Source organism: Actinosynnema sp. NPDC023794 (genome assembly GCF_040639675.1).
Taxonomy (GTDB): domain Bacteria; phylum Actinomycetota; class Actinomycetes; order Mycobacteriales; family Pseudonocardiaceae; genus Actinosynnema; species Actinosynnema luteola.
The window spans coordinates 156,186-179,589 of the sequence record NZ_JBFAFR010000003.1 but is presented as its reverse complement, the minus strand read 5'-3'; the positions used below and the strand labels follow the sequence as shown (position 1 = coordinate 179,589).

The 23,404-nt window shown below is 72.3% G+C and carries 26 protein-coding genes; 9 read left to right on the top strand and 17 right to left on the bottom strand.

Going from position 1 to position 23,404, the window contains the following annotated elements:
- Positions 1-7 precede the first annotated feature (7 nt).
- The 3 genes from AB0H12_RS09370 to AB0H12_RS09360 are packed head-to-tail and all read right to left on the bottom strand — an operon-like array spanning position 8 to position 2,391.
- Positions 8-1,195 carry an ABC transporter permease gene (locus tag AB0H12_RS09370; protein ID WP_499622057.1) on the bottom strand — a complete coding sequence of 396 codons (1,188 nt, stop codon included), beginning with the start codon at positions 1,193-1,195 and terminating at the stop codon, positions 8-10.
- Positions 1,192-2,103, bottom strand: a complete 912-nt coding sequence (locus AB0H12_RS09365) for an ABC transporter ATP-binding protein (RefSeq protein WP_499622055.1) — start codon at positions 2,101-2,103, stop codon at positions 1,192-1,194. The genes AB0H12_RS09370 and AB0H12_RS09365 overlap by 4 nt, the downstream gene beginning before the upstream one ends.
- 30 nt (positions 2,104-2,133) lie before the next feature.
- Positions 2,134-2,391 carry a helix-turn-helix transcriptional regulator gene (locus AB0H12_RS09360; protein WP_499622052.1) on the bottom strand — a complete coding sequence of 86 codons (258 nt, stop codon included), beginning with the start codon at positions 2,389-2,391 and terminating at the stop codon, positions 2,134-2,136.
- A gap of 194 nt (positions 2,392-2,585) precedes the next feature.
- On the opposite strand from AB0H12_RS09360, the gene AB0H12_RS09355 reads away from it, so the two are divergent.
- The 3 genes from AB0H12_RS09355 to AB0H12_RS09345 are packed head-to-tail and all read left to right on the top strand — an operon-like array spanning position 2,586 to position 5,028.
- Complete coding sequence (locus tag AB0H12_RS09355; RefSeq protein WP_499622050.1) at positions 2,586-3,029, top strand: YbaB/EbfC family nucleoid-associated protein; 444 nt, start codon at positions 2,586-2,588, stop codon at positions 3,027-3,029.
- A gap of 11 nt (positions 3,030-3,040) precedes the next feature.
- Positions 3,041-3,355 carry a type VII secretion target gene (locus tag AB0H12_RS09350; protein ID WP_499622047.1) on the top strand — a complete coding sequence of 105 codons (315 nt, stop codon included), beginning with the start codon at positions 3,041-3,043 and terminating at the stop codon, positions 3,353-3,355.
- On the top strand, positions 3,352-5,028 hold the full coding sequence (locus tag AB0H12_RS09345; RefSeq protein ID WP_499622045.1) for a WXG100 family type VII secretion target: 1,677 nt from the start codon (positions 3,352-3,354) through the stop codon (positions 5,026-5,028). The genes AB0H12_RS09350 and AB0H12_RS09345 overlap by 4 nt, the downstream gene beginning before the upstream one ends.
- A 157-nt stretch (positions 5,029-5,185) precedes the next feature.
- On the opposite strand, the gene AB0H12_RS09340 is transcribed toward AB0H12_RS09345, so the two are convergent.
- Positions 5,186-6,628 carry a glycerol-3-phosphate dehydrogenase/oxidase gene (locus tag AB0H12_RS09340; protein ID WP_499622043.1) on the bottom strand — a complete coding sequence of 481 codons (1,443 nt, stop codon included), beginning with the start codon at positions 6,626-6,628 and terminating at the stop codon, positions 5,186-5,188.
- Positions 6,625-7,191: a TetR/AcrR family transcriptional regulator gene (locus AB0H12_RS09335; protein WP_499622040.1), complete on the bottom strand. Its 567-nt coding sequence runs from the start codon at positions 7,189-7,191 to the stop codon at positions 6,625-6,627. Before AB0H12_RS09335 ends, AB0H12_RS09340 begins: the two co-directional genes overlap by 4 nt.
- 16 nt (positions 7,192-7,207) lie before the next feature.
- On the opposite strand from AB0H12_RS09335, the gene AB0H12_RS09330 reads away from it, so the two are divergent.
- From AB0H12_RS09330 to AB0H12_RS09320, 3 genes are read left to right on the top strand one after another with little or no spacing between them, the layout of a single operon-like run.
- Positions 7,208-8,845 carry an FAD-binding oxidoreductase gene (locus AB0H12_RS09330; protein WP_499622038.1) on the top strand — a complete coding sequence of 546 codons (1,638 nt, stop codon included), beginning with the start codon at positions 7,208-7,210 and terminating at the stop codon, positions 8,843-8,845.
- Positions 8,835-10,031, top strand: coding sequence for an amidohydrolase (locus tag AB0H12_RS09325; protein WP_499622036.1), 1,197 nt, complete (start codon positions 8,835-8,837; stop codon positions 10,029-10,031). Before AB0H12_RS09330 ends, AB0H12_RS09325 begins: the two co-directional genes overlap by 11 nt.
- Positions 10,032-10,070: 39 nt before the next feature.
- The gene (locus AB0H12_RS09320; protein WP_499622035.1) at positions 10,071-10,685 is read left to right on the top strand and encodes a hypothetical protein; all 615 of its coding nucleotides are present in this window, start codon (positions 10,071-10,073) and stop codon (positions 10,683-10,685) included.
- 9 nt (positions 10,686-10,694) lie between these two features.
- Here AB0H12_RS09320 and AB0H12_RS09315 read toward each other — a convergent pair whose 3' ends face one another.
- Together AB0H12_RS09315 and AB0H12_RS09310 are read right to left on the bottom strand one after the other, a co-directional pair.
- Positions 10,695-11,702, bottom strand: a complete 1,008-nt coding sequence (locus tag AB0H12_RS09315; protein WP_499622032.1) for an NADP-dependent oxidoreductase — start codon at positions 11,700-11,702, stop codon at positions 10,695-10,697.
- A 41-nt stretch (positions 11,703-11,743) separates the two neighbouring features.
- On the bottom strand, positions 11,744-12,454 hold the full coding sequence (locus AB0H12_RS09310; protein ID WP_499622030.1) for a GNAT family N-acetyltransferase: 711 nt from the start codon (positions 12,452-12,454) through the stop codon (positions 11,744-11,746).
- Positions 12,455-12,489: 35 nt separating this feature from the next.
- Between AB0H12_RS09310 and AB0H12_RS09305 the strand changes: the two genes are divergently transcribed.
- Positions 12,490-12,897, top strand: coding sequence for a GNAT family N-acetyltransferase (locus AB0H12_RS09305; RefSeq protein ID WP_499622029.1), 408 nt, complete (start codon positions 12,490-12,492; stop codon positions 12,895-12,897).
- Positions 12,898-12,901: 4 nt separating this feature from the next.
- Here the strand turns inward: AB0H12_RS09305 and AB0H12_RS09300 are convergent, their stop codons facing one another.
- From AB0H12_RS09300 to AB0H12_RS09280, 5 genes are all read right to left on the bottom strand, one after another.
- Positions 12,902-13,321: a hypothetical protein gene (locus tag AB0H12_RS09300; RefSeq protein ID WP_499622026.1), complete on the bottom strand. Its 420-nt coding sequence runs from the start codon at positions 13,319-13,321 to the stop codon at positions 12,902-12,904.
- The gene (locus AB0H12_RS09295; protein WP_499622024.1) at positions 13,318-16,086 is read right to left on the bottom strand and encodes an FtsK/SpoIIIE domain-containing protein; all 2,769 of its coding nucleotides are present in this window, start codon (positions 16,084-16,086) and stop codon (positions 13,318-13,320) included. Before AB0H12_RS09295 ends, AB0H12_RS09300 begins: the two co-directional genes overlap by 4 nt.
- Position 16,087: 1 nt before the next feature.
- On the bottom strand, positions 16,088-16,339 hold the full coding sequence (locus AB0H12_RS09290) for a hypothetical protein (RefSeq protein WP_230569867.1): 252 nt from the start codon (positions 16,337-16,339) through the stop codon (positions 16,088-16,090).
- 1 nt (position 16,340) lies between these two features.
- Positions 16,341-16,601, bottom strand: coding sequence for a hypothetical protein (locus tag AB0H12_RS09285; protein WP_141979330.1), 261 nt, complete (start codon positions 16,599-16,601; stop codon positions 16,341-16,343).
- Between the two features lie 139 nt (positions 16,602-16,740).
- The gene (locus tag AB0H12_RS09280; RefSeq protein WP_499622022.1) at positions 16,741-17,562 is read right to left on the bottom strand and encodes a hypothetical protein; all 822 of its coding nucleotides are present in this window, start codon (positions 17,560-17,562) and stop codon (positions 16,741-16,743) included.
- A 218-nt stretch (positions 17,563-17,780) separates the two neighbouring features.
- Between AB0H12_RS09280 and AB0H12_RS09275 the strand changes: the two genes are divergently transcribed.
- Positions 17,781-18,143: a hypothetical protein gene (locus AB0H12_RS09275; protein WP_499622019.1), complete on the top strand. Its 363-nt coding sequence runs from the start codon at positions 17,781-17,783 to the stop codon at positions 18,141-18,143.
- An 87-nt stretch (positions 18,144-18,230) separates the two neighbouring features.
- Here the strand turns inward: AB0H12_RS09275 and AB0H12_RS09270 are convergent, their stop codons facing one another.
- The 4 genes from AB0H12_RS09270 to AB0H12_RS09255 all read right to left on the bottom strand — a co-directional run bounded on the left by AB0H12_RS09270 (position 18,231) and on the right by AB0H12_RS09255 (position 21,349).
- Entirely contained in the window at positions 18,231-19,013 is a 783-nt protein-coding gene (locus AB0H12_RS09270) for an alpha/beta fold hydrolase (RefSeq protein ID WP_499622018.1), read from the bottom strand.
- Positions 19,014-19,604 carry a DUF4232 domain-containing protein gene (locus tag AB0H12_RS09265; RefSeq protein ID WP_499622017.1) on the bottom strand — a complete coding sequence of 197 codons (591 nt, stop codon included), beginning with the start codon at positions 19,602-19,604 and terminating at the stop codon, positions 19,014-19,016.
- Between the two features lie 132 nt (positions 19,605-19,736).
- Positions 19,737-20,741: a gamma-glutamylcyclotransferase gene (locus tag AB0H12_RS09260; RefSeq protein ID WP_499622014.1), complete on the bottom strand. Its 1,005-nt coding sequence runs from the start codon at positions 20,739-20,741 to the stop codon at positions 19,737-19,739.
- Between the two features lie 224 nt (positions 20,742-20,965).
- On the bottom strand, positions 20,966-21,349 hold the full coding sequence (locus tag AB0H12_RS09255) for a winged helix-turn-helix transcriptional regulator (RefSeq protein ID WP_499622013.1): 384 nt from the start codon (positions 21,347-21,349) through the stop codon (positions 20,966-20,968).
- A gap of 96 nt (positions 21,350-21,445) precedes the next feature.
- Here AB0H12_RS09255 and AB0H12_RS09250 point away from each other — a divergent pair, with 96 nt between their 5' ends.
- Positions 21,446-22,246 carry an SDR family oxidoreductase gene (locus tag AB0H12_RS09250; protein ID WP_499622011.1) on the top strand — a complete coding sequence of 267 codons (801 nt, stop codon included), beginning with the start codon at positions 21,446-21,448 and terminating at the stop codon, positions 22,244-22,246.
- A gap of 29 nt (positions 22,247-22,275) precedes the next feature.
- Here the strand turns inward: AB0H12_RS09250 and AB0H12_RS09245 are convergent, their stop codons facing one another.
- Positions 22,276-23,262: a LysR family transcriptional regulator gene (locus tag AB0H12_RS09245; RefSeq protein WP_499622010.1), complete on the bottom strand. Its 987-nt coding sequence runs from the start codon at positions 23,260-23,262 to the stop codon at positions 22,276-22,278.
- Between the last annotated feature and the right edge of the window lie 142 nt (positions 23,263-23,404).

Below are 23,404 nucleotides of genomic sequence, written 5' to 3'. Positions count from 1 at the left end.
CGGAGGGCTACCGCAGCACGTCCCGCAGCCGCACGCGGGCGCCCGTGCGCAGGACGGCGTTCGAGTAGACCTTGCCGCCCAGCCACGTGATCGCCGCGATCGCGGCCAGCGCGAGCGCGATCGCCAGCAGCACCTGCCACGTCGGCGCGACGCCCATCGCCATCCGGCCCGGCATCAGGATCGGCGCGAACGGCGGCAGCACCGACAGCACCGCCACCGTCGTCCCGCTCGGGTCGGTGATCATGAAGTTGATCCCCAGCATGAACGCCACCACGATCGACATGCTGATCGGCATCAGCACCGACTGGAGCTCCTCCTGGCGCGACACCAACGACGCGGCGGCGGCGAAGACGGTGGCGTACAAGAAGAATCCGAGCACGTACCACAGCAGGCCGATGGCCAGCGCGCCGCCGGCCACGCCCGCGACGTCGAGCACCCCCGACAACGACGCCAGCGCCAGCCCGATGCCGCCGATCAGGAGCAGCTGCAGCAGGCCCACCGCGCCGAGCCCGACGACCTTGCCCAGCAGCAGCTGCCAAGGCCGCAGCGTGGCCAGCAGGATCTCCACCACGCGGCTGGACTTCTCCTCCACCACGCCCTGCGCCACCATCGCGCCGTAGACCAGCAGCGAGTAGTACAGCAGCCCGGCGATCACCAGGCCGATCGCCAGCCGCTGGCCGCGCTGCTCGTCCTCCTGCTCCAACGCCACCACGTCGACGCTCGCGCGTTCCAGGTTGCGCGCCACCTCGGCCGGGTCCACGCCCGCCTCGGCGAAGTGCGCGTCCAGGACCTGCTGCTTGACCAGCAGGTCGAGGGAGTTGCGCAGGGAGTTGCCCAGCGACTCCTTCACCACCACGCGCAGGTCGTCCGAAGCGCCGGTGATCAGCGCGTCCAGGTCGCCCGAGCGCACCTGCTCCTCGGCTGCCGCCAGGTCGGTCACGTCGACCGTCTCCACCTCGCGGCCGAACGACCGGGCGGTCTGCTTCAACGGCTCCGCGAGCACGGTGGCCTGCCCGCTCAGCGCGACCCGGTCGCGACCGGCGTCGTCGAACAGCAGGGCCTGCAGCAGCACGTACCCCGCCAGCAGGGCGACGATCAGCAGCGTGCCCCACAGGAACGACTTCGTGCGCACCTTGCCCAGGAACTCCCGGCGCGAGACCAGGAACACCGCCCGACGGGGGGTGAGGCTGCTCATGCGGCGGACTCCTCGGTCACCACGCTGCGGAACAACTCGGTCAGCGACGGCCGCTGCCGGGCGAACTCGTGCACCGGACCCGTGTCCAGGGCGGCGCGCAGCACGGCCTGGTCGTCCACGTCCGACGTGACCTCCAGGACCGTGCGGCCGGTCGACGTGTGCGCCGAACGCACGCCCGGCAGGTGGTCGGCCCAGCCCGCGGGCGCCAGCGGCGCGTCCACGACCAGCTTCGACTCACCGCCGGCGCGCAGCTCGTCCACCGAACCGGACGCCACGAGCGTGCCGCTGCGGACGATGCCCACCCGGTCGCACAACCGCTCGACCAGGTCCAGCTGGTGGCTGGAGAACACCACCGGCACGCCACTCGCCGCCTTCTCGCGCAGCACGTTGCTCATCACGTCCACCGCGACCGGGTCGAGGCCGGAGAACGGCTCGTCCAGCACGAGCACGTCCGGCTCGTGCACCAGCGCCGCGGCCAGCTGCACGCGTTGCTGGTTGCCGAGGCTCAGCTTCTGCACCTCGTCGTCGCGGCGGTCGCGCAGGCCGAGGCGGGCGATCCAGTCCTCCGCCGAGCGGTGCGCGGCGTTGGTGGACAGGCCGTGCAGCTCGGCCAGGTAGACGAGCTGGTCGAGCACCTTCATCTTGGGGTAGAGCCCGCGCTCCTCGGGCATGTAGCCGATCCGGCGGCGGGTCTCGAAGGTGATCGGCGCGCCGTTCCACCTGACCTCGCCCGAGTCCGCGGCCAGCACGCCGAGCGCGATGCGCATCGCGGTGGTCTTGCCCGCGCCGTTGCTGCCGACGAACCCGTACAGCTCGCCCGCGCGCACGTCGAAGGTCATCCTGTCGAGCGCCACGACCTCCCCGTAGCGCTTGGAGACGCGGTCGACCTCCAGCACTCCCTGTGCCACGTGCTCTCCTCCTGTCGTGACCGGTCGTGCCTAGCCGTAGACCTGCGTGGACAGCGGCGCGAACGGCGTGCGGCTGAACACCGCCTCGACCGGCAGTCCGAACACGTCGCAGATCCGCAGCGCCAGGTCGAGGCTCGGGTAGTGGTCGCCCCGCTCCAGCGCCCCGATCGTCTGGGGGTTGACCTCGACCGCCGCGGCCAACCCCGCCCTGGTCAAACCCCGTTCGACCCGAAGCACCCCGATCCGGTTGTGGATGGGTTGCCCGGGGCCTCGGCGCACCGGACTCATGCTACGAAGTGTTGCGAAAACCCAACAGAACGGCAAGTAAACAATTCACAGAATAGGCCGAACGGCGGTATCCGCGGGTCGTGCCGCTGAAAATCACGTTTCGGTGAAACGATACGTCGCCGGGAACCGAATCGAGTGTCGACGGGTCGAATTGCGCAGTAGGGCCGCAAGCCCCGTTGCCGTGAGGGGTGAACATGGAGCCGGACCAGTGGCTCGCGCAGTACGGAGAGAAGATCGAGCAGGCCAAGCGGAACGCCGCGCAGGCCGAGTCGCAGCTCGGTGGCGTCGGCGGTAGCGCGACGTCGCCGGACGGCCTGATCACCGTCACGGTCAACGCCTCGGGCGCGTTGACCGACCTGATCCTGCGCCCGCAGTTGCGCGGCGAGGACCCCGAGCGGATCTCCGGCGCGATCATGACCGCCGTCGCGCAGGCGCAGCGCGCCGCGGCGGGCAAGGTCGTCGAGATCATGACGGAGTTCGTCGGTGACAGCCCCGCGCTGGAGTTCGTGAAGGCGAAGATGCCCAACGGCTATTCGGGTGACGGCACGGACGCCGTGGAACCGGAGCCCGAACTCCAGCGTCGAGACACCAGGCCCGATGACGACTACTTCACCAACCCACCCGATGTCATGGCCTGAGCAGGGGGTAGATGACCATGTTCGACTCGTTCAACGTGAACCCGGAGGAGATCCGGGCGCACGCTGGCACGGTCGACCAGTTGACGCAGCGGATGCTCTCGGCCACCAGCACCGCTGACCCGTCGCTGTCGACCGACGCCTTCGGCGTGTTCGGCTCGTTCCTGGCGCAGTTCCTGCTCAAGACGGCCGGCTCGTCACAGGACATCCTCGGCCAGGCCACGGAAACCGTCGCCGACATGTGCCAGGGCCTCAAGGAGGTCGCCGACCTCTACGAGAACGTCGACCTCGACAACGCGTTCGGCTTCACCGGAAGGGCACGGGGATGAGCGGGCAAGCCACCACCCAGGGCCGTGACCCCTCGCACTTGATCAGCGACGTGCAGGGCACCGTCGCGGCGGTCGAGCGCGGCGACTGGGTCCAGGCCGGACTCGGCATGGCGAACACCGCCATGGGCATCGTCGGCATGGCCAGCAACCCGTTGTCGGGCTTCCTGTCCGCCGGGTTCAGCTGGGCCATGCAGCACGTCGACTTCCTGCGCGAGCCGTTCGACGCGCTGCTCGGCGACCCGCAGGCGATCCAGAAGATGTCCGACAGCTGGGCGTCCGCGGCCAAGCAGATCGAGGGCATCGTCGCGGACTACCGGCGCACGTCGGTGGAGGAGACCCGGACCTGGCGCGGCCGTTCGGCCGACGGGTACCGGGCGGCGAGCAAGCGGCACGCGGCCGGGCTGGAGACGCTGTCCAAGGCCACGCAGGGCATCTCGCGCGCCGCCAAGGGCGCGGGCGAGCTGGTGGCGACCGTGCGCAAGACCATCATGGACCTGATCAGCCAGGCCGTGTCCGAGATGGTCATGAAGATCATCCAGTGGTTGGCGGCGTCGTTCCTGACCTTCGGCGCGGCCATCGGCGCGGCGATCGCGGACATCGTGCAGATGGCGTGCAACTACGCCAAGAAGCTGGCCGACTTCCTGCAGAAGCTCGGCAACTCGCTCAAGAAGCTGATCGACCTGATCAAGTCGGTCGCGCAGATCGCCCAGACCGCCAAGCAGATCCTGCAGGCGATCACCGCGATGACGTCGTCCAACAAGGGCGGTGGCGGTGGCGGCTCGGGACCGCGGTTGTCGCAGGGTGGCCTCGGGCTCGACGAGCGGCAGCTCAACGAGATGGACCGGGGCGCGAACGACCGGTACACGAACAACCCCGGTGGTGGCGGCGGTGGGTCGACCATCCCGTCCGGCGGTCCGAGCCCGATCGGTCCCGTGGTGAGCCAGCCGCCGCGGGTGGGCACGGGCTACGGGCCGGGCATCGGTGGCGTGACGGAGCCAGGTCGTGCGTACCCGGGCGGTCCGAGCGGTCCCGTGGTGAGCCGTCCGCCTTCGGTCGGCACCGGTGGCGGCTCGGGTGGTTCCGGCGGTTCCGGTTCCGGTGGTTCCGGTAGCGGCGGTCACTGGGAGCCGGGTCGGTGGGTGCCGGGCGGTTCCGGTGCGGGCACCGGCCAGGTGCCCCCGCCGCCCACGTTCCGCGACACGACTTACGCGACGGGCAGCGGCAGCGGTACCGGCACGCCTTCCGTGCCGACCATGCCGACCGTGCCCCCGATCCGGACGACCGACCTGCCCACCGGCGGTGGCGCCGGTGGTGGTGCCGGCGGCGGCTTCGGCGGTGGTGGTGGCGGCGGCTTCGCCGGTGGCGGCGGTGGTGGTTTCGCGGGCGGTTCCGGTGGCGGTGGCGCCGGCGGTTCCACCCTCCAGGCCGGTGGCTCGTCCGGCGTGCTCGGCCAGTCGGGCGGTCCGGCGGGCGGCGCGGCTGCCGCCGGTGCGCCGGGCGCGGCCGGTGGACGTCCCGGTGGCGCGGGCGGCATGGGCATGATGGGCGCGCCGATGATGGGCGCACCGGGCCAGGGCGGCGACAGCAAGGACCACCAGCGCAAGGTGCGGCTGGAGGGCGAGCCCCTGATCGAGGAGCCGCCGAAGGCCGCGAAGCCGATCATCGGCGAGTGACCTGAACGCCAAGGGGGACCTCCACTCCGGAGGTCCCCTTTCGCGTGCCCGCTCACGTCCTGAGCGTTGAACTCGGGTGTTCCGAACGTAGGACTCTCGCACCCTGAACGCAGGACTCGCGCGCGTGTCCTGCGTTCAGGCACCCCGAGTGGAACGCTCAGGCGGGGGTTTGGGCGGCCAGTTCCTCGGCCACCTCGGCGGTGACGGCCGGTTCGGCGGCGGTGCGGTCGGTCGGGACCAGGCCGATTCGGGTGCGGCGGTCCAGGATGTCGTCGGCGGTCAGGGCTCCCTCGTGGCGCACGGCCCAGGCGACCTCGCCGACCTCGGCGACCTCGGGCGCTTCCGCGCCGTAGCGCGCGACCAGGTGCGGCGGGCCGGTGGTCGGGCCCGCGCCCACCAAGGGGATCCGCGCGGTGCGGGAGCGGATTGTGGTGAGGGCGGTGGCGTCGACGGCTTTGGCGGCCATGCTGCGGTAGGTGGTGAGCTTGCCGCCCACGACCGTGGTCACGCCGTCGTTCGTCAGCACGGCGTGACCACGCGACAGCTCGGCGCTGGGGCCGTCGCCCGTGTCGAGGAGGGGACGCAGTCCCGCGAAGGCCCCCAGGACGTCGGCACGGGTGAGTTCGCGCTCCAGGACCGAAGAGGCGACCTCCAGCAGGAAGTCCACATCGGACTGCGGCACGGTGGGGACGTCCGGGATCGGGCCGTCCACCGGCTCGTCGGTCAGACCCACGTACACCCGCCCGTCACGTTGCGGCAGCACGAGCGCGTAGCGGTTGCGGGCCCCCGGGACCGGGACGGTCAGCGCCGTGCTCGACAGGCCGACGGTCGACGCGGACACCACCAGGTGCGAACCCCGGGACGGGCGGAGCCTCACGTCCGGCGCCAGGTCGCCCGCCCACACGCCGGTGGCGTTGACCACCGCACGCGCCTCGATGTGCAGTGACGCCCCGGTGAGCGAGTCGACCACGTGCGCGCCGCGGCCGGAAAGGGAGGTGGCGCGGGCGCGGGTGACGATCCGGGCGCCGAAGCCGGCGGCGGTCCGGGCCAGGGCCACGACCAGGCGTGCGTCGTCGATCAGCTGCCCGTCGAAGCTCAGCAGACCGCCGCGCAGGTCCGCCCGCCGCAGACCGGGGGCCAGGGCCAACGCCTCCGCGGTCGGCACCCGCCGCGGACCCGGCAGCACGCGTGACGGTGTGCGCGCCATCCGGCGCAGCACGTCGCCCGCACGCAGACCGGCCATCACCACGGGGTCGTGCGCCTTGCCGTGCAACGGCACCAGCTGCGGCAGCGCCCGCACCAGGTGCGGCGCGGTGCGGGTCATCAGGATGCCCCGCTCCACCGCGCTCTCGTACGCCACCCCGACCTGCCCCTGGGCCAGGTAGCGCAGGCCCCCGTGGACCAGCTTGCTCGACCAGCGGGACGTGCCGAACGCCAGGTCGTGCGCCTCCACCAGGCACACCGACAGCCCGCGTGACGCCGCGTCCAGGGCGACACCCGCCCCGGTCACGCCACCGCCGACGACGAGCAGGTCGACGGGGGAGGACGCCAGGTGGTCGAGGTCCGCGCGCCGCCGCCCGGCGTTCAAAGAGGTGTTCACGACAGCGCCCCGTCCAGGTGGGCGGCCAGTTCGGCCAGCAGTTCCTCGAAGTCCAGGTCCGTGGTGGCCGGCCGGATCGAGAGCACCAGCGACTGCGTGGTCAGCAGCACGAGCCGGGCCTGGGCGGAGGTGGAGCCCGGCCGGATCGAGCCGTCCGCGTGACCCTCCTCGATCCGGCCGACCAGGAACGCCTCGACCAGCCGCTGCGTGCTCCCCAGCCGTTGCACGAGGTACGGCAGCATCAGCTCGGCGTCCAGGTCGAGCACCCGCCGCATCAACGGGTCGCCCGCCAGCAGCCGGATGCCCGCGATGGCCTGCGCCACGAGCCGTTGCCTGGCGTTGTCGCCGGTTGCCTCGACGCGGTGGAGCAGAGCGGTGAACTCCCTGGTCATGAGGGTCCTGACCAGCGTGCCGACATCCGGGAACCGGCGGTAGAGGGTCATCCGGCTCACGCCGGCGCGCTTGGCGATGTCCGTCAGCGTGGTGCGGCGGACCCCGACCTCGACCACGCAGTCGCGGGCCGCGTCGAGGAGCGCGTCATCACTGTGACGTTGAGACGTCATGTGTCACACTGTAGCGGTGACCGAGCACATCGACCACACCCTCCGGGGCAGGTGGACCACGACCGCGGGCTCGCTACCGCCGCACGCGCTGAAGTGGCTGCGGGAACGGACCGGGCTGGGCGACGTCCGCACGCCGGCCCGGCCGCCGAGGGCGCCGGAGTCCGCGTTGAGCACCGCCGCGCGGGCCGCGCTGGGCGAGGTCGTCGGCCCCGGCCACGTCCGGGTGGACCGCGACTCGCGGCTGGGGCGCGCCGGTGGCCTGTCCTACGTGGACCTGTTGCGGCAGCGCGGTGACGGCGAGCTGCCCGTGCCGGACGCGGTGGTGCTGCCCGCGTCGCCCGAGCAGGTCGTCGAGGTGCTGGAGGTGTGCGTCGAGCACGACGTGGCGGTGGTGCCGTTCGGCGGCGGCACGTCCGTGGTCGGCGGGGTGAACGCCCTGCGCGGGGACAAGGCGGCGGTGATCGCGCTGGACCTGAACCGGTTGGACAAGCTGGTCGAGGTCGACCCGGTGTCCCGGTTGGCGGTGTTCCAGGCGGGGTTGCCCGCGCCCCGGGCCGAACGGTTGCTGGCGGCGCACGGGCTGACCATCGGGCACGTGCCGCAGTCCTACGAGCGGGCCACCATCGGCGGGTTCGCCGCGACCAGGTCGGCCGGTCAGGCGTCGTCCGGCTACGGTCGGTTCGAGGACATGGTGGAAGGCGTCCGGCTGGCCACGCCGGTGGGCGAGTGGCGGTTGGGCGGTGCGCCGGCGTCGGCCGCCGGGCCGGACCTGAAGCAGTTGGTGGTCGGGAGCGAGGGCGCCTTCGGGGTCATCACGGAGGTCGCGCTGCGGGTGCGCCGCCGGCCGGAGGTCGAGCGGTACGAGGGTTTCGTGGTGGACGGGTGGGAGCGCGGGTCGGCTCTGGTGCGGGAGTTGGCGCAGCGGCGGGTGCCGGCGGACGTGACACGTCTGTCCGATGTGGACGAAACGGTGGTGTCGCTCGCGCTGGGCGGTGGGTGGAAGGTCAACGCGCTCAAGGGTTACCTGAAGGCGCGGGGCGTGCGGGAGCCGTGCATGCTCATCCTCGGGTGGCACGGCGCGTCGAAGCGGGAGGTCGCGCGGCGGAGGGCGGAGGCGCTGCGGGGCGTGAAGGCCTTGTCGCTGGGGAAGGTGCTCGGCGAGGCGTGGCGGCACGGGCGGTTCAACGGACCCCGTCAGCGGGACGCGTTGATGGAGGTCGGCGTGTGCGTCGAGACGTTGGAGACGGCCACGCACTGGTCGAAGGTGTCGGACCTGCGTGCCGCGGTGCGGGAGGCGTTGGTCGACGCGTTGGGCGCATGCGTGGTCATGTGCCACATCTCGCACGTGTACGAGACCGGCGCGTCGCTGTACTTCACGGCGTTGGCGGCCCGGGACGCCGCCGACCCGATCGGGCAGTGGCAGGTCGCGAAGGCCGCCGCGAGCGAGGCCATCACCGGGCTCGGCACGATCAGCCACCACCACGCGGTGGGCGCCGACCACGTCCCGTACCTGGAAGCCGAGATCGGCGGGCTCGGGCTGGACGTGCTGGCCTCGGTCAAGCGGACGCTCGACCCGACCGGCGTGCTCAACCCGGGCAAGCTCCTCGCTGGCGACATCGGTGTCTCGGGGCTAGCGTCGCCTGGTGACCGGTGACCTGCTGATCCGTTCCGTGCGGCCGTGGCCGAACGCCCCGGGCGCACCCCTGGTCGACGTGCTCTGCGAGGGCGGGCACGTCGCGGCGTTCGGCCGGGACGTCGACCCGCCGCCCGGGGTGCCGGTGGTCGACGGACGGGGCGGCGTGCTGCTGCCCGCGTTCACCGACGCGCACGCGCACCTCGACTCCACCCGGCTGGGGCTGCCGTTCCGCCCGCACAGCGCGGGTGACGGGCTCGCCGGGCTGATCGACAACGACCGGCGCAACTGGCGCTCGGCGGAGGCGTCCGTGGCCGAGCGCGCCACGCACACGCTCGGGCGGACGATCGCGTCCGGCGCCACGCACGTGCGCAGCCACGCCCAGGTGGACGTCGACTCGGGGCTGGAGAAGCTGGAAGGCGTGCTCGCGGCGCGGGAGGCGCACGCCGGGAGGGCGCACGTCGAGGTGGTGGCCTTCCCGCAGTGCGGCATCCTGCGCGAGAAGGGCACCGCCGAGCTGCTGGACGCGGCGCTGCGGGCGGGCGCGGACCTGGTCGGCGGGCTCGACCCGGCGGGGTACGACCGGGATCCGGTGCGGCACCTGGACGTCGTGTTCGGGTTGGCGGAGAAGCACCGGCGCGGGGTGGACGTGCACCTGCACGACGCCGGGACGTTGGGCGCGTTCCAGGTGGAGTTGATCTGCGAGCGGGTGAGCGCGCTCGGCATGCAGGGGCAGGTGACGATCAGCCACGCGTTCGCGCTGTCGAGCGTGGACGAGGAGCGGCGGGCGGAGCTGGTGGACCGGCTGGCCGAGCACGACGTCGCGGTGACGACCGTCGCGCCGGGCGTGCGGGAGCCGTTGCCGTTGCGGCAGTTGCGGTGGGCGGGCGTGCGGGTGGGGCTCGGGCAGGACGGGATCCGGGACTACTGGTCGCCCTACGGCAACGGCGACATGCTCGACCGGACGTGGCAGTTGGCTTATCGCAACGGGTTCCGGCGCGACGAGCTGGTCGAGATGTGCGTGGACGTGGCCACCCGGGGTGGCGCGGCGGTGATGGGGAAGGCGTTGGGGCTCACCGAGGGCGCGCGGGCGGACCTGGTGGTCGTGCCCGGCGACACGGTGACGGCCGCCGTGATGGATCGCGCGCCGCGCACGCTGGTCGTGCACGACGGGCGTGTGGTGGCGGCGGACGGCGAGCTCGTGTGACGCGGGGGAGCTGTCGGTGGTGGTCGGTAGCCTGCGCGCGTGACTGAGGACATCTGGGACGGCTTGGCGGCCACTCCGCTGGTCGAGGTGCGGCGGCGGGCGGCGATCGTCGGCGAGATCGCGGGGGTGGCGCCGGTGGTGGTGGACGGCGCGGAGCGGTTCGCGTGGAACGACTCGGGCGGGCAGTCGGCCGTCTGGTACTTCACGCCGGAGGGGCGCGCGTTGCTGCTGACGTTCGACCACGAGTCGGACCTCAACCTGTACGCGGAGGGCGATCACGCGCTCCAGGAGTCGCTCTACCGCGGTGTGCCCGAGGACCTGGTGCGCTTGGTGCGCGACCGTCCGGAGAACTACGAGTCGCTGAACCTCGTCGACGAGGCGACCGGGAGCACGATCCACTACGCGGGCGGGGTGTTCTGGTTCGACGGCGAGCGGTGGCGGGAGGCCGAGGGGTTGCTGGCGCACTGCGCGGCGGAGGGCTTGGAGCCGATGGTCGAGTCCGGGTTCGGGTACTGCCTGGAGTCGTACCTGTTCGGGCGGGAGTTCACGCCGGAGTCGGTGGTCGAGAGCCGGGCCGACTGGTACTGCGACGAAGCCGCGCGGGCCGCCGCGCTGGGCGAGGTCCGGGAGGTCTTCGCCCGGCACGGCGGTTGAGCCCGTCGCCTACAGGGTCACGAGCGCTTTGCCGAGGTTCTCGCCGCGGAGCATTCCGATGAACGCCTCCGGCGCCCGGTCGAGGCCCTCGGTCACGGTCTCGCGGTAGCGCAGCTCGCCCGAGGCGATCCAGCCGCCGACCTCCCGCACGAACGCCTCGCGCAGGTGCTCGTGGTCCCAGATGATGAACCCGCGCAGGGACAGGCGCTTGCCCACGGCCAGGCCGAGGTTGCGGGGGCCCGCGGGGGTGGTGGTGTTGTAGTTCGAGATCGAGCCGCAGATGGCCACGCGGCCGTACTGGTTGAACGAGGCGATCGCCGCCTCCAGGTGCTCGCCGCCGACGTTGTCGAAGTACACGTCGATGCCGTCCGGCGCGGCCTCGGCGAGCAGGTCGGCCACCGGGCCGTCCTTGTAGTTGAACGCCGCGTCGAAGCCCAGCTCGTCCACCAGGTACTCCACCTTCGCGTCGCTGCCCGCGCTGCCGATCACGCGCTTGGCGCCGCGCAACCGGGCCACCTGGCCCGCGACCTGGCCGACCGCGCCCGCCGCGCCGGACACGAACACCACGTCGCCCTCCTTGAACGCGGCGACGTCCAGCAGGCCCGCGTACGCCGTCATGCCGGGCATCCCCAGCACGCCGAGGTACGCGCCGACGGGCGCGGCCCCCGGGTCCACCTTGGTCGCGTCGGCGGCGTCCACCGCGGCGTACTCGCGCCAGCCGAGGCCGTGCAGCACCGTGTCGCCGACTCCGAAGCCGGGCGCGTTCGACGCCACGACCTCGCCGACCGCGCCGCCGGTCAGCGCCTCGCCGACCTCGTACGGCTCCACGTAGGACTTGCCCGGGTTCATCCGGCCGCGCATGTACGGGTCCACGCTCATCACGAGGTTGCGGACCAGCAGCTGCCCGTCGGCGATGTCCGGCAGGGGCACTTCGACCAGGTCGAAGTTCTCACGGGTCGGGAAGCCCTCGGGGCGGGAGGCGAGGTGGATCTCGCGCGCGGTGCTCGGCAAGGTCATATCGCGTGCAACAGCGCGGTGTCGCGGTGCTGTTCCGTCGTTCAGGTGTGACCTGGGTCGCGCAGCGCCGTCACGCTCCGGTAGGTGAAGCCGAGCCGTCGGTAAACGGTGATGGCGGCCTGGTTGGACTTGTCGACCATCAGCCCGCACGTGCCGCGCTCGGCCAGCAGCGCGCTCACGACGAACGAGCAGACCTTCGTGGACAACGACCTGCGGCGGTGGTCGGGGTGGGTCGCCACGCCCGCGACGAAGCCGACCCGGGGCGAGGGCCAGGCGTCCGCCGCGACCGCAACCAGCACGTCGTCGACGTGGATGCCCGCCCAGCGCGACGGTCCCGGCTCGCCGGGGCGCACCCAGGACTCGGGGTTCGCCTTGCGCAGCAGCGACTCGACGTCGTCCTCGTCCCGTTCGGTGAGCCAGCGGGCATCGACGCCGGCGTCGAGGGAGCCGGCGCGTTCCATCCAGCCGAACGTGCCGAGCACCGGTCGGCCGAGCTCTTCTGCCACTTCGGTCGTCACCAGGGGCCGCAGGCCGGGGCGCAGGTGGGCGCTGAGGAGCACCGAGACGCCCTCCGCGGGGCCGGTGAGCACGAGGCGGTCGAAGCGGTACAGCGCGGGCGCCAGGACGGCCACCGCGTCGCCGTGCGCCCAGGCCGCGCCGCCGCGGCCGGGGAGGAGGGACTGCGCGGCCCAGCGGGCGATGGGGTCGGGGGTGGCGGCGGACACGTCGGCGGGGGTGGGCAGAACGCGCATGACCGCATCATCACCCAAGAGCTACCCTCGCCCGCATGGACATCCGGCGGATCACGTCGTTGGCCGCGGTGATGGCCGCGGGGCACCTGTTCGACGACGTGCCGCGCGAGGACGCCACCCGCGCGTTCCTGGCCGATGACCGGCACCACCTGCTGATCGCCTACGTCGACGGCGCGCCGGCCGGGTTCGTGTCCGGGGTGGAGACCATCCACCCCGACAAGGGCGTGGAGATGTTCCTGTACGAGCTGGGAGTGGACGAGGCGTACCGGCGGCGCGGGATCGCGTCCGCGCTGATCCGACGACTGATCGAGTTGGCCGGGGAACGCGGCTGCACCGGGGTGTGGACCGGCACCGAGAAGGACAACGCCGCCGCCCTGGCCACCTACCGCCGTGCCGACGCCGAGCTCGACTTCGACACGGTCGCCGTCTCCTGGGGCTTCTAGGTTCCTAGCGGAACAGGGCGCGCTTCTGCAGCGACTCCTCCAACGCCCGGAACGCCAGGTCCAGCGCGGTGTTGTACTCGCGCTGGTCCCGCGGCGGGACCGACTCGTCCGGCGCGGGCACCGTGGTCATGGTGAACCACCGCTCGTCCCACAGCAGCCCGACCACGGCCTCCCAGTGCTCCGCGACGACCTGCTTGACCAGCTTCTCCTGGTCGATGACCTCGGCCATCCGGTCCTGCGACTCGGCCAGCCGCTCCAGCAGCTGCCGCACCCGGGCCCGGTCGGCGGCGCGCAGCCGCTCGGCCGACTCGCCGGCCAGCGCGACGACCTCCCGGTACCGCTCGATCGCCGAGACCGCCTCGACCTCCGGCACGGCGTGCCCGCTGGTGCGCTGCGCGGGCACGACTGAGGCGTGGCTGATCATGGTTCCTCCCCGGTGTCGAACGGGATGACGACCTGCGGCCGCGAGTGCTCGAACCGGTCGAAGAACAGGCCGCGCCGCGGTCGCGGTGACCACGCCATGACCTGCTCCGGTCCGAACGACAGCAGTTCCTTGCCCTGGATGTCGAACGCGATCCACGCGCCGATGTCGTCGTAGACGCCCGGCGACAGGCTGTTCTTCAGCCGCTGCGCGCCACGCCACCAGCCCAGCACGTGGGTGCGGTTCTCCGGCCCGTGCTTGAGCACGGTCCGCAGGCCGTCCACCCCGGAGGCCCGGGTCGTCGGGTTCTTCGCCTCCAAGAGGGTGTGCGCCGCGTCCACCGCGTAAACCACCAGATAGTGCGGTGGCAGCGGCGCGCCCGTCTCGCCGGTCATGCTCGCGGTGATCCGGGCCGCCGTGTCGTCGACCAGCGCCCGGATGCCGTCCAGGCCGACCAGCTCGACGGAGTGGCCCTCCTCGCCCAGTTGCTTGGCCAGCCGCTGCGCGTGCGGCCAGGCGTCCTCGGCCAGGCACGCGAGGGTGAACTGGGCGTCGCCCGGCCGGTGCTGACGGGCCAGCGACAGCGCCGCGCCGCCCAGCACGCCCGCCGCGTCGTCGGCCAGCGAGCCGAGCACCGCGATGTTGCGGCCCGGCGTGCGGGCGAACCGCACCTTCGCCGCGCTGCCCGCCACGTCGATCACCTGGCCCAGCAGCACGGTGGGGCTGCCGCCGTCGAACGGCCGCAACGCCCGGAAGTCCGGCAGCGCCCGCAACGCGGGCACCTTGCTGCCGTCGAACAGGATCGGCTCGGCCAGGTCCGGCGGGCGCAGCCCGTGCAGCTCGGCCTGCAAGACGTCGAACGTGCCCTTGGCGGTGGCGTCCGGGATGCGCGCGACCTCGTTGCCCGGCCGCACGCCCGACTCGTGGTTGACCACGGCGTGCCAGCGCGGCAGCTCCACCGCGGCGTCGTTCTGCGGCTCGGCCAGCACCCGCCGCGCCTTGGGCAGCGCGATGCGCACGGTGAACTGCTCGAAGATCGCCGACTTGCCCCAGAAGCCCTCGATGCCGGACACGTCCTGGCTGGACAGCACCAGGTGGATGCCCTGCGACCGGCCGCGCCGCGCCACGTCCTCCAGCAGCTGGGTCGCCTGCGCGGTGACCTGGTCGCGTTCGCCGAACAGGTACTGGAACTCGTCGATCACCGCCACGATCCGCGGCCAGTGGCCGAGCGGGTCCTCCTCGCGCAGCTGCTCCAGCTTGGTGACCTCGTGCCGCTTGGCCGCGTCCGCGCGCCTGCGCATCTCGTCGGCCAGGAACGCCAGCAGCGCCACGCCGAACTCGCGGTCGGTGTTGACGTTCACCCCGACCAGCCGCGCGTGCGGCAGCCACGTCGGGTCCTTGCGGCCCGGCGCGAACTGCGCGAACGACACGCCCTCCTTGAAGTCCAGCAGGTACAGCTCCAGCTCGTCCGGCGCGTACCGGGCGGCGAGGCTGCCGAGCATGGCGTAGAGGAAGTTCGTCTTGCCCGAGCCGCTGGGACCGCCGATCAACGCGTGCGGCGACGTGTCGCCCAGCCCCACGTGCACCGGCTCGCCCTCCAGGAACCCCACCGGGGCGAGCACGCCGGCGGACGAGTCCTCCCGCCAGAAGCGCTCCGGCAGCAGGTCGGCGAACGTGCTGAGCCGGTTGCGGCGCTCCTCCCGCTTGTCCGCGATCGCCGCGCACGCGCGGGGCACCTGCGCGCGGGGCAGCGGCGGGTCGAGCGCGACGGTCACGTGCTTGCCGGTCATCGTGCACGTCGCGGACTGGTCGGCGGCGATCGTGACGGTCTCGATCGGCGAGTTGACCGTGACCGGGATGTCGACGATGAACAGCTGGATGCCGGCCGCCAGTCCGTTGCGCGCCACCCGTTGCAGCTGCTGCTGGTGCTCTTCCCGCAACGGCTGCCGGTTGCCGAACAGCACCGCCACCCGCCACGGCTCGGTGCGCCGCCCGCCCGCCGCCCGCACCGACTGGTGGCCCTCGGTCAGCACGCCGGTGTGCACGCGTCGGATGTGGTCGGACAGCTCGTCGAGCAGCTCGTGCAGCCGCGCGGGATCGTGCACGGTCAGCAGGCCCGCCCTGGTCAACGGGTACAGGCCGGGCAACGCGCCGGTGAGCTGGCCGACGTCCCACACGTGCACGTGCACCAGGCCGGGCTGGAAGTGGCTCAGCACCCGCAGCAGCAGCGATTCCACCAGCGACTCGGCCGCGGCCCGGCTCTCGTGGGTGGAGGAGACGTGCAGGTGCGAGTGGTCCAGCAGCGGCACCGCCACCGGGAACCGCTGCGGCTCGGGCGCGCCGCGCACCACGCCGGTGCCGATGCGCCACAGCTCCGGCGCGCCGTCACCGCCGTCGGCCGTGCCCGGTGTGCCGAGCCACGTCTCGGGCGGCCACGACGCCGGGCCGCCGGCCGCCGCGTCGACCAGCGCGGTCAGCTGGTCCGGACCGCGTTCGGACCACTCGCGGAACGCCTCGACCCGGTCGATCAACGCCCTCGCCAGCTGCTGCTCGAACAGCGGGTTGGCCAGCGCGTCGGCCAGCAGCGGGTCGGCGAGCGCCCGGTCGACGCCGTCGCCGCGCAGGATCACCTCGAACATGTCGCGGGCGCGTTCGTCGGCGAGGAGGCGGTGTTCGCGCGAGGCGTTGCCCAGCGCGGCGGCGACCGCCTTGCGGAACTCCTCGAAGGAGCCCTCGATCCTCTTGCGGCGCTCGTCACGCCTGCTCACGTCACAGCTCCACGGCTAGGCGTTGGACCAGTTCCAGGCTGCCGACGATCAGCTCCAACTCGTCGGCGAACTTCTCTCCCGCCGCCACGAACCCGGCGGGCACCAGGGACTCGTGGTGGTCGGCGCTCGCCTCGACGAGGATCCCGACCGCCTCGTCCAACGCGTTCTGGGCCTCCCGAACGCTGCGGTAGGCGTCCCTGAGGAACTCGCAGCTCTGCTCGAGAGCGAGCTTGATCTCGCCTACCGAGGTCACGTCACAACCTGGAATTGATGCTCTCGGCCTGGGAGATCCCGGCGCCGAGGTGCTTCTGCAGGTCGGTGACGCCGCTGACCACCTCGGCGAAGCGCGCGTTCGCCTGCTCGACGTCGGCCTGGACGCTGCCCTGGGTGGCCGTGCTGAGCAGCGCCTGCGCGTCCTCGGCCAGGTCGGCGGCCTGTTGCAGGGCGTTCACGCTCTGGCCCGCCTTCTCGACGGCCTGTGCGATCGCGGCGCGGACCTCTTCGATGCTGGCCATGTCGGATCCCGACCCCTCCTGGCGAAACTGCTCGAGTTCCTATAGTTGAAAGTAGTACCTAAAGTTTCACGATTCACAAGCAAGATCGGCTGACCGGGTGGCATTCGAAATCCACTCGATCGGGTCAGCGATGTGGATCTCAGTCGGGCACCGTCCACACGAATGCCGAGTCCGGTGTCGCTGTCAGTTCCAACGCGGCGATCCCCGCCTGCGGCACCGGTGCGGCCGACCAGCGGATCGACCCGGAGCCGTCGGACCACGCGACCTCGGACCACCCCGAACGGCCCAGCGACGCCACCGCGTCGTGTAGCGCGACAGTGGGCGAATTAACGCTCGAGCCGAGGTCGATGTGCACGCTCAGTAGGTGCCCGTGGGGAGCCACTCGGGTGATCTTGCCACTGCGGGCGACCCGACTCGCTACTGCCCGCGCTTGCCATTCGGCGCCCGCGGACCGGTCGGTGGCCACGTCGACCCGCAACGACAGCCGCGAACCCGTCCGCGGCTCGGCCGCCTTCCCCCGTTCAGGCGCCGGCGCTTCGTCCGGTCGCACGTCGTCGACCAGGGGCTTGTTCTGCTGGGGGTCGCCACCGGCCCACGCCTCCACCAGCAACCGCTCCGCGCCCGGCAGCAGACCGTCGAGCAGCGCCGGGTCGTCGAGCACCGTCCACGCCGTCGGCGGCTCGCAGGCGACCCTCGGCGTGGGGAACTCGTCGCCGAGCTGCCGGACGAACGTGCGCACCGCGCGGGCCAGCGCGCCGGCCACGTTCTGCGTCGCGCGCTCGCCGCTGACCCGGCTGATCGTGACCGACCAGCAGCCCGGTTCCTCGTCGGAGCAGTCGGAGGCCCGCACGACCCGCCCGCCGACCTGGCGCAGCAGTGCGGAGCAGGCGGCCCGCGCCTGCTGCTCGTCGTCGGCCGCGACCACCGCGGTGATCAGCAGCTCCAGGTCTTCACCAACCATCTCGCCGCGAATTGTCCACGACACGCGTGTGGCGCGTGAGGGTGCCACTGATGTCACCCATAAGCAGGGACTTGCGCCCACCCCTCGTGATGTCCGCTGATCAGGCCGTTTTCGCCGCTCTAACCCCCGTTCACACGATGCGGTCGGCGATGACCGGTGGCGTGCCGTGCGAGGTAACGATGTGAGCGCATGGCCATCTACGCCAAGGAGGTTCCACCATGCGCAGCATCATCCGACTGGTCGCCGCAAGCGCCCTCGCCCTCCCGATCGTCATCGGCGCCTCGGGCATCGCGTCCGCCGACGTCGAGTTCGACCAGAACAACGCGTCCGCCACCGCGGACGGCGCCACCCTCCACGACTTGGCGTCCGGCGCCGACGGGGAAGGCGGCTCGTACTTCTACGAGGCCTACGAGGTCGCCGGCCCGTACGGCGCGGGTTCGTTCTACGTGCTGACGTACACGTGGGAGGGCAGCGCGGGCTACCACGACGGATATGCCTGGTCCAGCCCTGACGGCGCGTGGACGGGTTCGACATCGGCGCACGCCGAGGCCGACGCCTATGCCGGAGATGACGACGACTGAGCGTGGCGGGGTGGGGCGGCGCCCCGTTGGCCGCCCCACCCCTTCCGGTCGCTCGACCTGGAGCGCGCCCGGGTCTTCCGGGTGTGCTCAGCCCAGCCGGAGCACCCGGCGCACGAACGCCACCACGTCCGCCAGCACCTCGTCCGAGTTGATCTCGTTGAACACCTCGTGCCGCGCGCCGGGGTAGACGCGCTCCTCGAACAGCAGGCCGCGCAACCGGTCGGTGCCCGTGCGCGTGTCCGCCGCCGGCACCAACTCGTCGGCGTCGCCGTGCAGCCACAACGTCGGCAGCTGCTCCAGCGCGGGCCCGTAGTTCACCTCGTCGAGGGCGCGCTCCAACGCCTCCAAGGATTCCCGCCTGTACGGCCCGTGCCACACCAGCGGATCGGACGCGTACCGCTTGCCGACCTCCGGGTCGCGCGACAGCAGCTCCGGGTCCAGCGGCGCGCCGGTGTCCTCGGACCCGAGCCGGTCCAGCCCTTCCCACGTGCCGAGCACCGGCGCCGACAACACCAGCGCCGCCAACGGGTTCGACTGGGCGTACCGGGCCGCGACCAGCCCGCCCTCGCCGTGCCCGACCAGCACGGTGGGCAGGTCGGACGACGCCGAGCTCACCGTGGCGGCCAGGTCGGCCACCACGCCGTCGTAGTCGTCGATCAACGCCCGCTCGCCCTCGGACCGGCCGTGCCCGACCAGGTCGGACGCCACCACCAACGCGCCCGCGTCCACCAGCGCCTCGGCGACGTGCGCGTATCTGCCGCTGTGCTCGCCGTAGCCGTGCACGAGGACGGCGAGCCAGGCGGCGTCCAGGTTGGGCCAGGTGCGGACCGCGAGCTCGCCGGCGTGGCCGGGGACGTTGGACTCGATCACCTAGGCAGCGTAGAACGCGCTGATCTCGATCTTCCCCCCGGCGCACACCGGACCCAGGCCCCACTGCAGGCCCATCGGCTCGGTCTCGTCGGGCGGGATCGCCGCCGCCCGCGCCGCTTCCGCCTGGCACGGTCGGTCGACCGGCTCGTCACCGCTGGGCACCACGGTCCAGTGCAGGTTCGCCGCCGCCGCCTTGCCGGGCGTGAGCACCACCGGTGACGGAGCGGGGTCGGGCGTCCGCCGGAGGTCGGTGGGCACCGGGTTGCCCGCCGCGTCCAACAACTGCAACCCGCTGTACCCGTTGACCGTGCACGGCGAGGAGCCGTTGTTGGTCACCACGAGCTTCCCGTACCGGTTCCCCGCGCCCGCCTCGGTCGACTCCACGGCGCCCGCCAGCACGGCCGCCGTGCAGCGGCCGGAAGCGGGCGCGGGCGCCGCGGACGTCACCGGCGTCGAAGAGGGGGGAACGGGCGGCACCTCCGAGGACGTCGGCGGGTGCACCACGATGGTCGACTGCTGGGCCGCTTGCCGGGGAGTCCCGCACGCCGCAAGCGCGACCGCGAGGGCGCCGAGCGCCACGAGTCGCCTCATGTCCACCTCCTGGCTAGGGAACGGGTCCTCAACAGGAGGACGTACCCCACCGCCGGACGGTTGGGTGGATCGGCGAGGAATTCACTGGATCGGGCGCATCATTGACGCCTACCAACCCCGCGGCGGACCGGATCAGGCCGTCCCGGCCCCTTCGCCGCGAGCCGCCCACCCGCCGGGCAGCACCGGCATGTCGCCCACGCCGGCCGTCCACACGTACGTCCAGCACACCTGCCCGTCGGGCAACGTCACCCGCACCCGCCGGTACTCGTCGCCCTCGTACTCGTCCAGCACCGGCAGGGCGTCCTCCGGTCGTTCGAGCCGCAACACGTGCCCCGGCACACCCGGCCCGTCGCCGGGCCGCAACGCCGGATAACCCCGACCGGTGTCGTGCAGCGTCCCCGGCAACGACGCGGCCAGCGGGTCACCGCTCACGAACGGCTCCACGAGGCGCCACGCCCCCATCCCCGGCTGGAGCGTCCCGTACACGAACAGCCGGTCCGGCCAGTCGTCCGGCGACGGATCGCCGTGCACCGGCGTCACGTCCAGCCCGTCCCCGTCCGCCGGCCGACCCCCGAGCCTGCGCGCCGCCCGCTGGTCCACGTCGGCGCACCGCACCGCGCGGCCGTTGACCAGCAGCGGCATCCGCCTCGTCCCGGCCCCGGTGTAGGCGAGCACCGAATCCACCACACCACCGTTGAACAACGTCACCCGACCCGTGTGCACCCGCACCAGCCGGTACCGCAGCCCTCGTCCCTCGCAGCGGTCCAGCACGCGCAGCTGCTCCGCGGTGGCGAACCACACCGCGTGCTCCTCCTCGACCCCCGGCGCGGCGGCGAGGGTCGCCGGTCGCTGGGCGTCGGTCTTGCGCAGTCCCGCGGCCCACACGGCGGCGAGCCCGTCGCACCGGGCTCGGAGCACGACCGCCGGGCCGGCCAACCCGAGCTCCTCGCGCAGCCACGTCACCTTGGCCGGGTTGGCGTTGGAGCCGTACGCCAACACCGGCATCCGGCCCGCGAGCGGCGGTTCGCCGTGCGCCGCGAGCCAGTCGTCCAGGTCCTGCCCGTCCGGGGCGACCCGCCACCCGGAATCGGCGCCGGGATCGGGCGTGACCGGCCAGCCGGCGCCGTCGAGGTGCACGAAGCAGTGTCCCGGCCGAGCTCCCGGATAGGGCTTGGCCGGGTGACTATCGTCCGTGAAGGGCTGCGTCATGGTTCCCATTCTGGCAAACCACACCGGAAATTCACCGGTTGTTGGTTTCCGCCTGGTCTTAGACATCGGATCTCTGCGCGGGTCGCTCCCGTTGCGTTCGGCTGAGGTTCCGCTACTGGGCGGCGACAGGTCGGAGGTGTGGACGTGACCCGTCACACGTTCTCGGCCCGCCGCGCGTCGTATTCCTCCTGTGCCGCCAGGAAGTTCGGCAGGTTCTCCTCGATCCAGCCGAACAACTCGCTGATCTGCTTCGCCGCGTGGGCGCCCAGCGGCGTGAGGGAGTAGTCCACCCGGGGCGGGATCACGGGGTGGACCTCGCGGAGCACCAGCCCGTCGCGCTCCAGCGCCTGCAACGTCTGGGCGAGCATCTTCTCGCTGATCCCGGTCACCGCCCGGCGCAACTCGCTGAACCTCCTCGTGCCGCCGCCGTCGTCGAGGAGCTTGCCCAGCACCAGGCTGCCCCACCGCCCGGTGGCGTGGTTCGCGATCACCCGCGTCGGGCAGTTGTGGTCGTATACGTCACCACGCAGCTCCATGGCAAGCACTCTACCTGCACACTTTCTCATTCGTAAGTACCACACTTCAAGGTAGGTACTTACGAATAGTTAGCAGTGCGACCTAGCGTTGCCCCCATGACGACCTTGATCACCGGCGCGACCGGCCACCTCGGCTCCCTGATCCTCGAGCACACCCGCACCCGCCTCCCGGCCGACCGGCTCGCCGTCTCCGTCCGCGACCCGAAGAAGGCCGAGGGCCTCGGCGTCGAGGTCCGGCCGGGCGACTTCGACGGCCCCCTCGCCGACACGTTCGCGGGCGTGGAGACGCTGTTGCTGGTGTCGGTGGACGGGCCGGACGAGATCCGCGTCCAGCGGCACCTGAAGGCCGTCCGGGCCGCTGTCGACGCCGGCGTGCGGCACATCGTCTACACGTCCGTCACCGACGCGGACACCTCGCCGCTCGACCTGGCGAAGGTGCACAAGGCGACCGAAGAGGCGATCCGCGCGACCGGCATCCCGTTCACCTTCCTGCGCAACGGGATGTACCACGAGAACTACCTCCCCCAGGCGCCCGGGCCGATCGTCAGCGCCACGGGTGACGGCCGCATCGCCAGCGCGTCCAGGGACGACCTGGCGCTGGCCGCCGCCGTCGTGCTCAGCACGCCCGGTCACGAGAACGCGGTCTACGAGCTGACCGGCCCGCGGGCGTGGAGCTTCGACGAGCTGGCCGCCCTGGCGGGCACGACCCACGAGAAGGTGAGCGCGACCGACCGCACCGCCGGGCTGAAGGGCTACGGGCTGCCGGACTTCGTCGCCGAACTGCTGGCCGACATCGAGGTCAACATCAGCCGCGGCGCGCTCGCCGAGGTCCGCCCCGACCTTGAGAAGCTGATCGGCCGCACGCCCACCACCATCGAAGAAGCCGTCCGCGCCTGACCGATCCGGTCCGGCCGACCTGGCCCGGCCTAGCCGCCCGCCACCAGCGCCGCGTCGATCTCCCGGTGCGCCTCCGGGTGCTCCGCCCACCACTTCGCGTACCCGGGATTGCGGGGCAGCACCGCGCGGTACGCCCGGGCCGCGGCGGCGAACACGTCGTGGGCCAGGCCGGCGGCGGGACCGTCCCGGCGGGTGGCCAGCATCAGGTCCACCATCAGCGGCGCGCCGCGCAGCGGCCGGATCACGATCCCGTCCCCGCTGCGCGACTGGGGCAGCGCGAACGACACCGCCCCGTTGGCGACCAGGCCGCGCGCGGTGCCGGCCTCGTTCACGTGGTGGGTGAACCGGGGCGTGAAACCGGCCGCCGCGCACACCGTGAAGATCTGCAGCCGGTTGCCGACGAGCTCGTCCGGCGGCGCGACCCAGTCCCGGTCGGCCAGCTGCGCGAGGTCGACGTCGTCCTGCACGACCAGCGGGTCGGTCTCCGGCAGCGCCACGAACTGCGGCTCGCTCACCAACCGCCGCAGCTCCAGCCCGCGCAGCTCCCGCCGCTCCAGCCCTTCGAACCGGTCGATCACGCCCAGCTGCACCTGTCCCGACACCAGCAGTTCGAGCACGTCCGACGCGCCGGGCATGATCTCCGTGCGGACCTCCGAACAGGGGATCACCCGGCGCAGCTCCTCCACGAAGTGCCCGAAGAACAACGTGGGCACCCCGCCGACCACCAACGGGCCGGCCCTGCCTTCCCGGGTCCGCTCACGGGCGAGCGAGACCAGCTGCTCGACCTCGTCGAGCACCAGCCGGGCCGTGCCGACGACCTGCCTGCCGAGATCCGTGGGCGTGGAACCGCCGGGGGTCCGGTCGAACAGCCGACCGCCGACGATCCGTTCGACGGTCCGCAGCTGGGCGCTCATCGCGGGTTGCGTGAGCCCCAGGCGTGAGGCCGCCTTCGTGAGGCTGCCTTCTTCCGCTATCGCGCACACCGCGCGCAGGTGGCGTAGCTCGAGCTCGGGCATAACGCTCTTCTATCCCCCTTTCGCATGAGCCGCCAGCCCTTCCGCCGGTCATAGTTGGCGGGGGTTCCCTGCGATCGAGGAGATGCGGATGCGTCACGCGAGCCAGATCTACTGAAGCGGACTCGGCCCGTCCCGCCCCGCG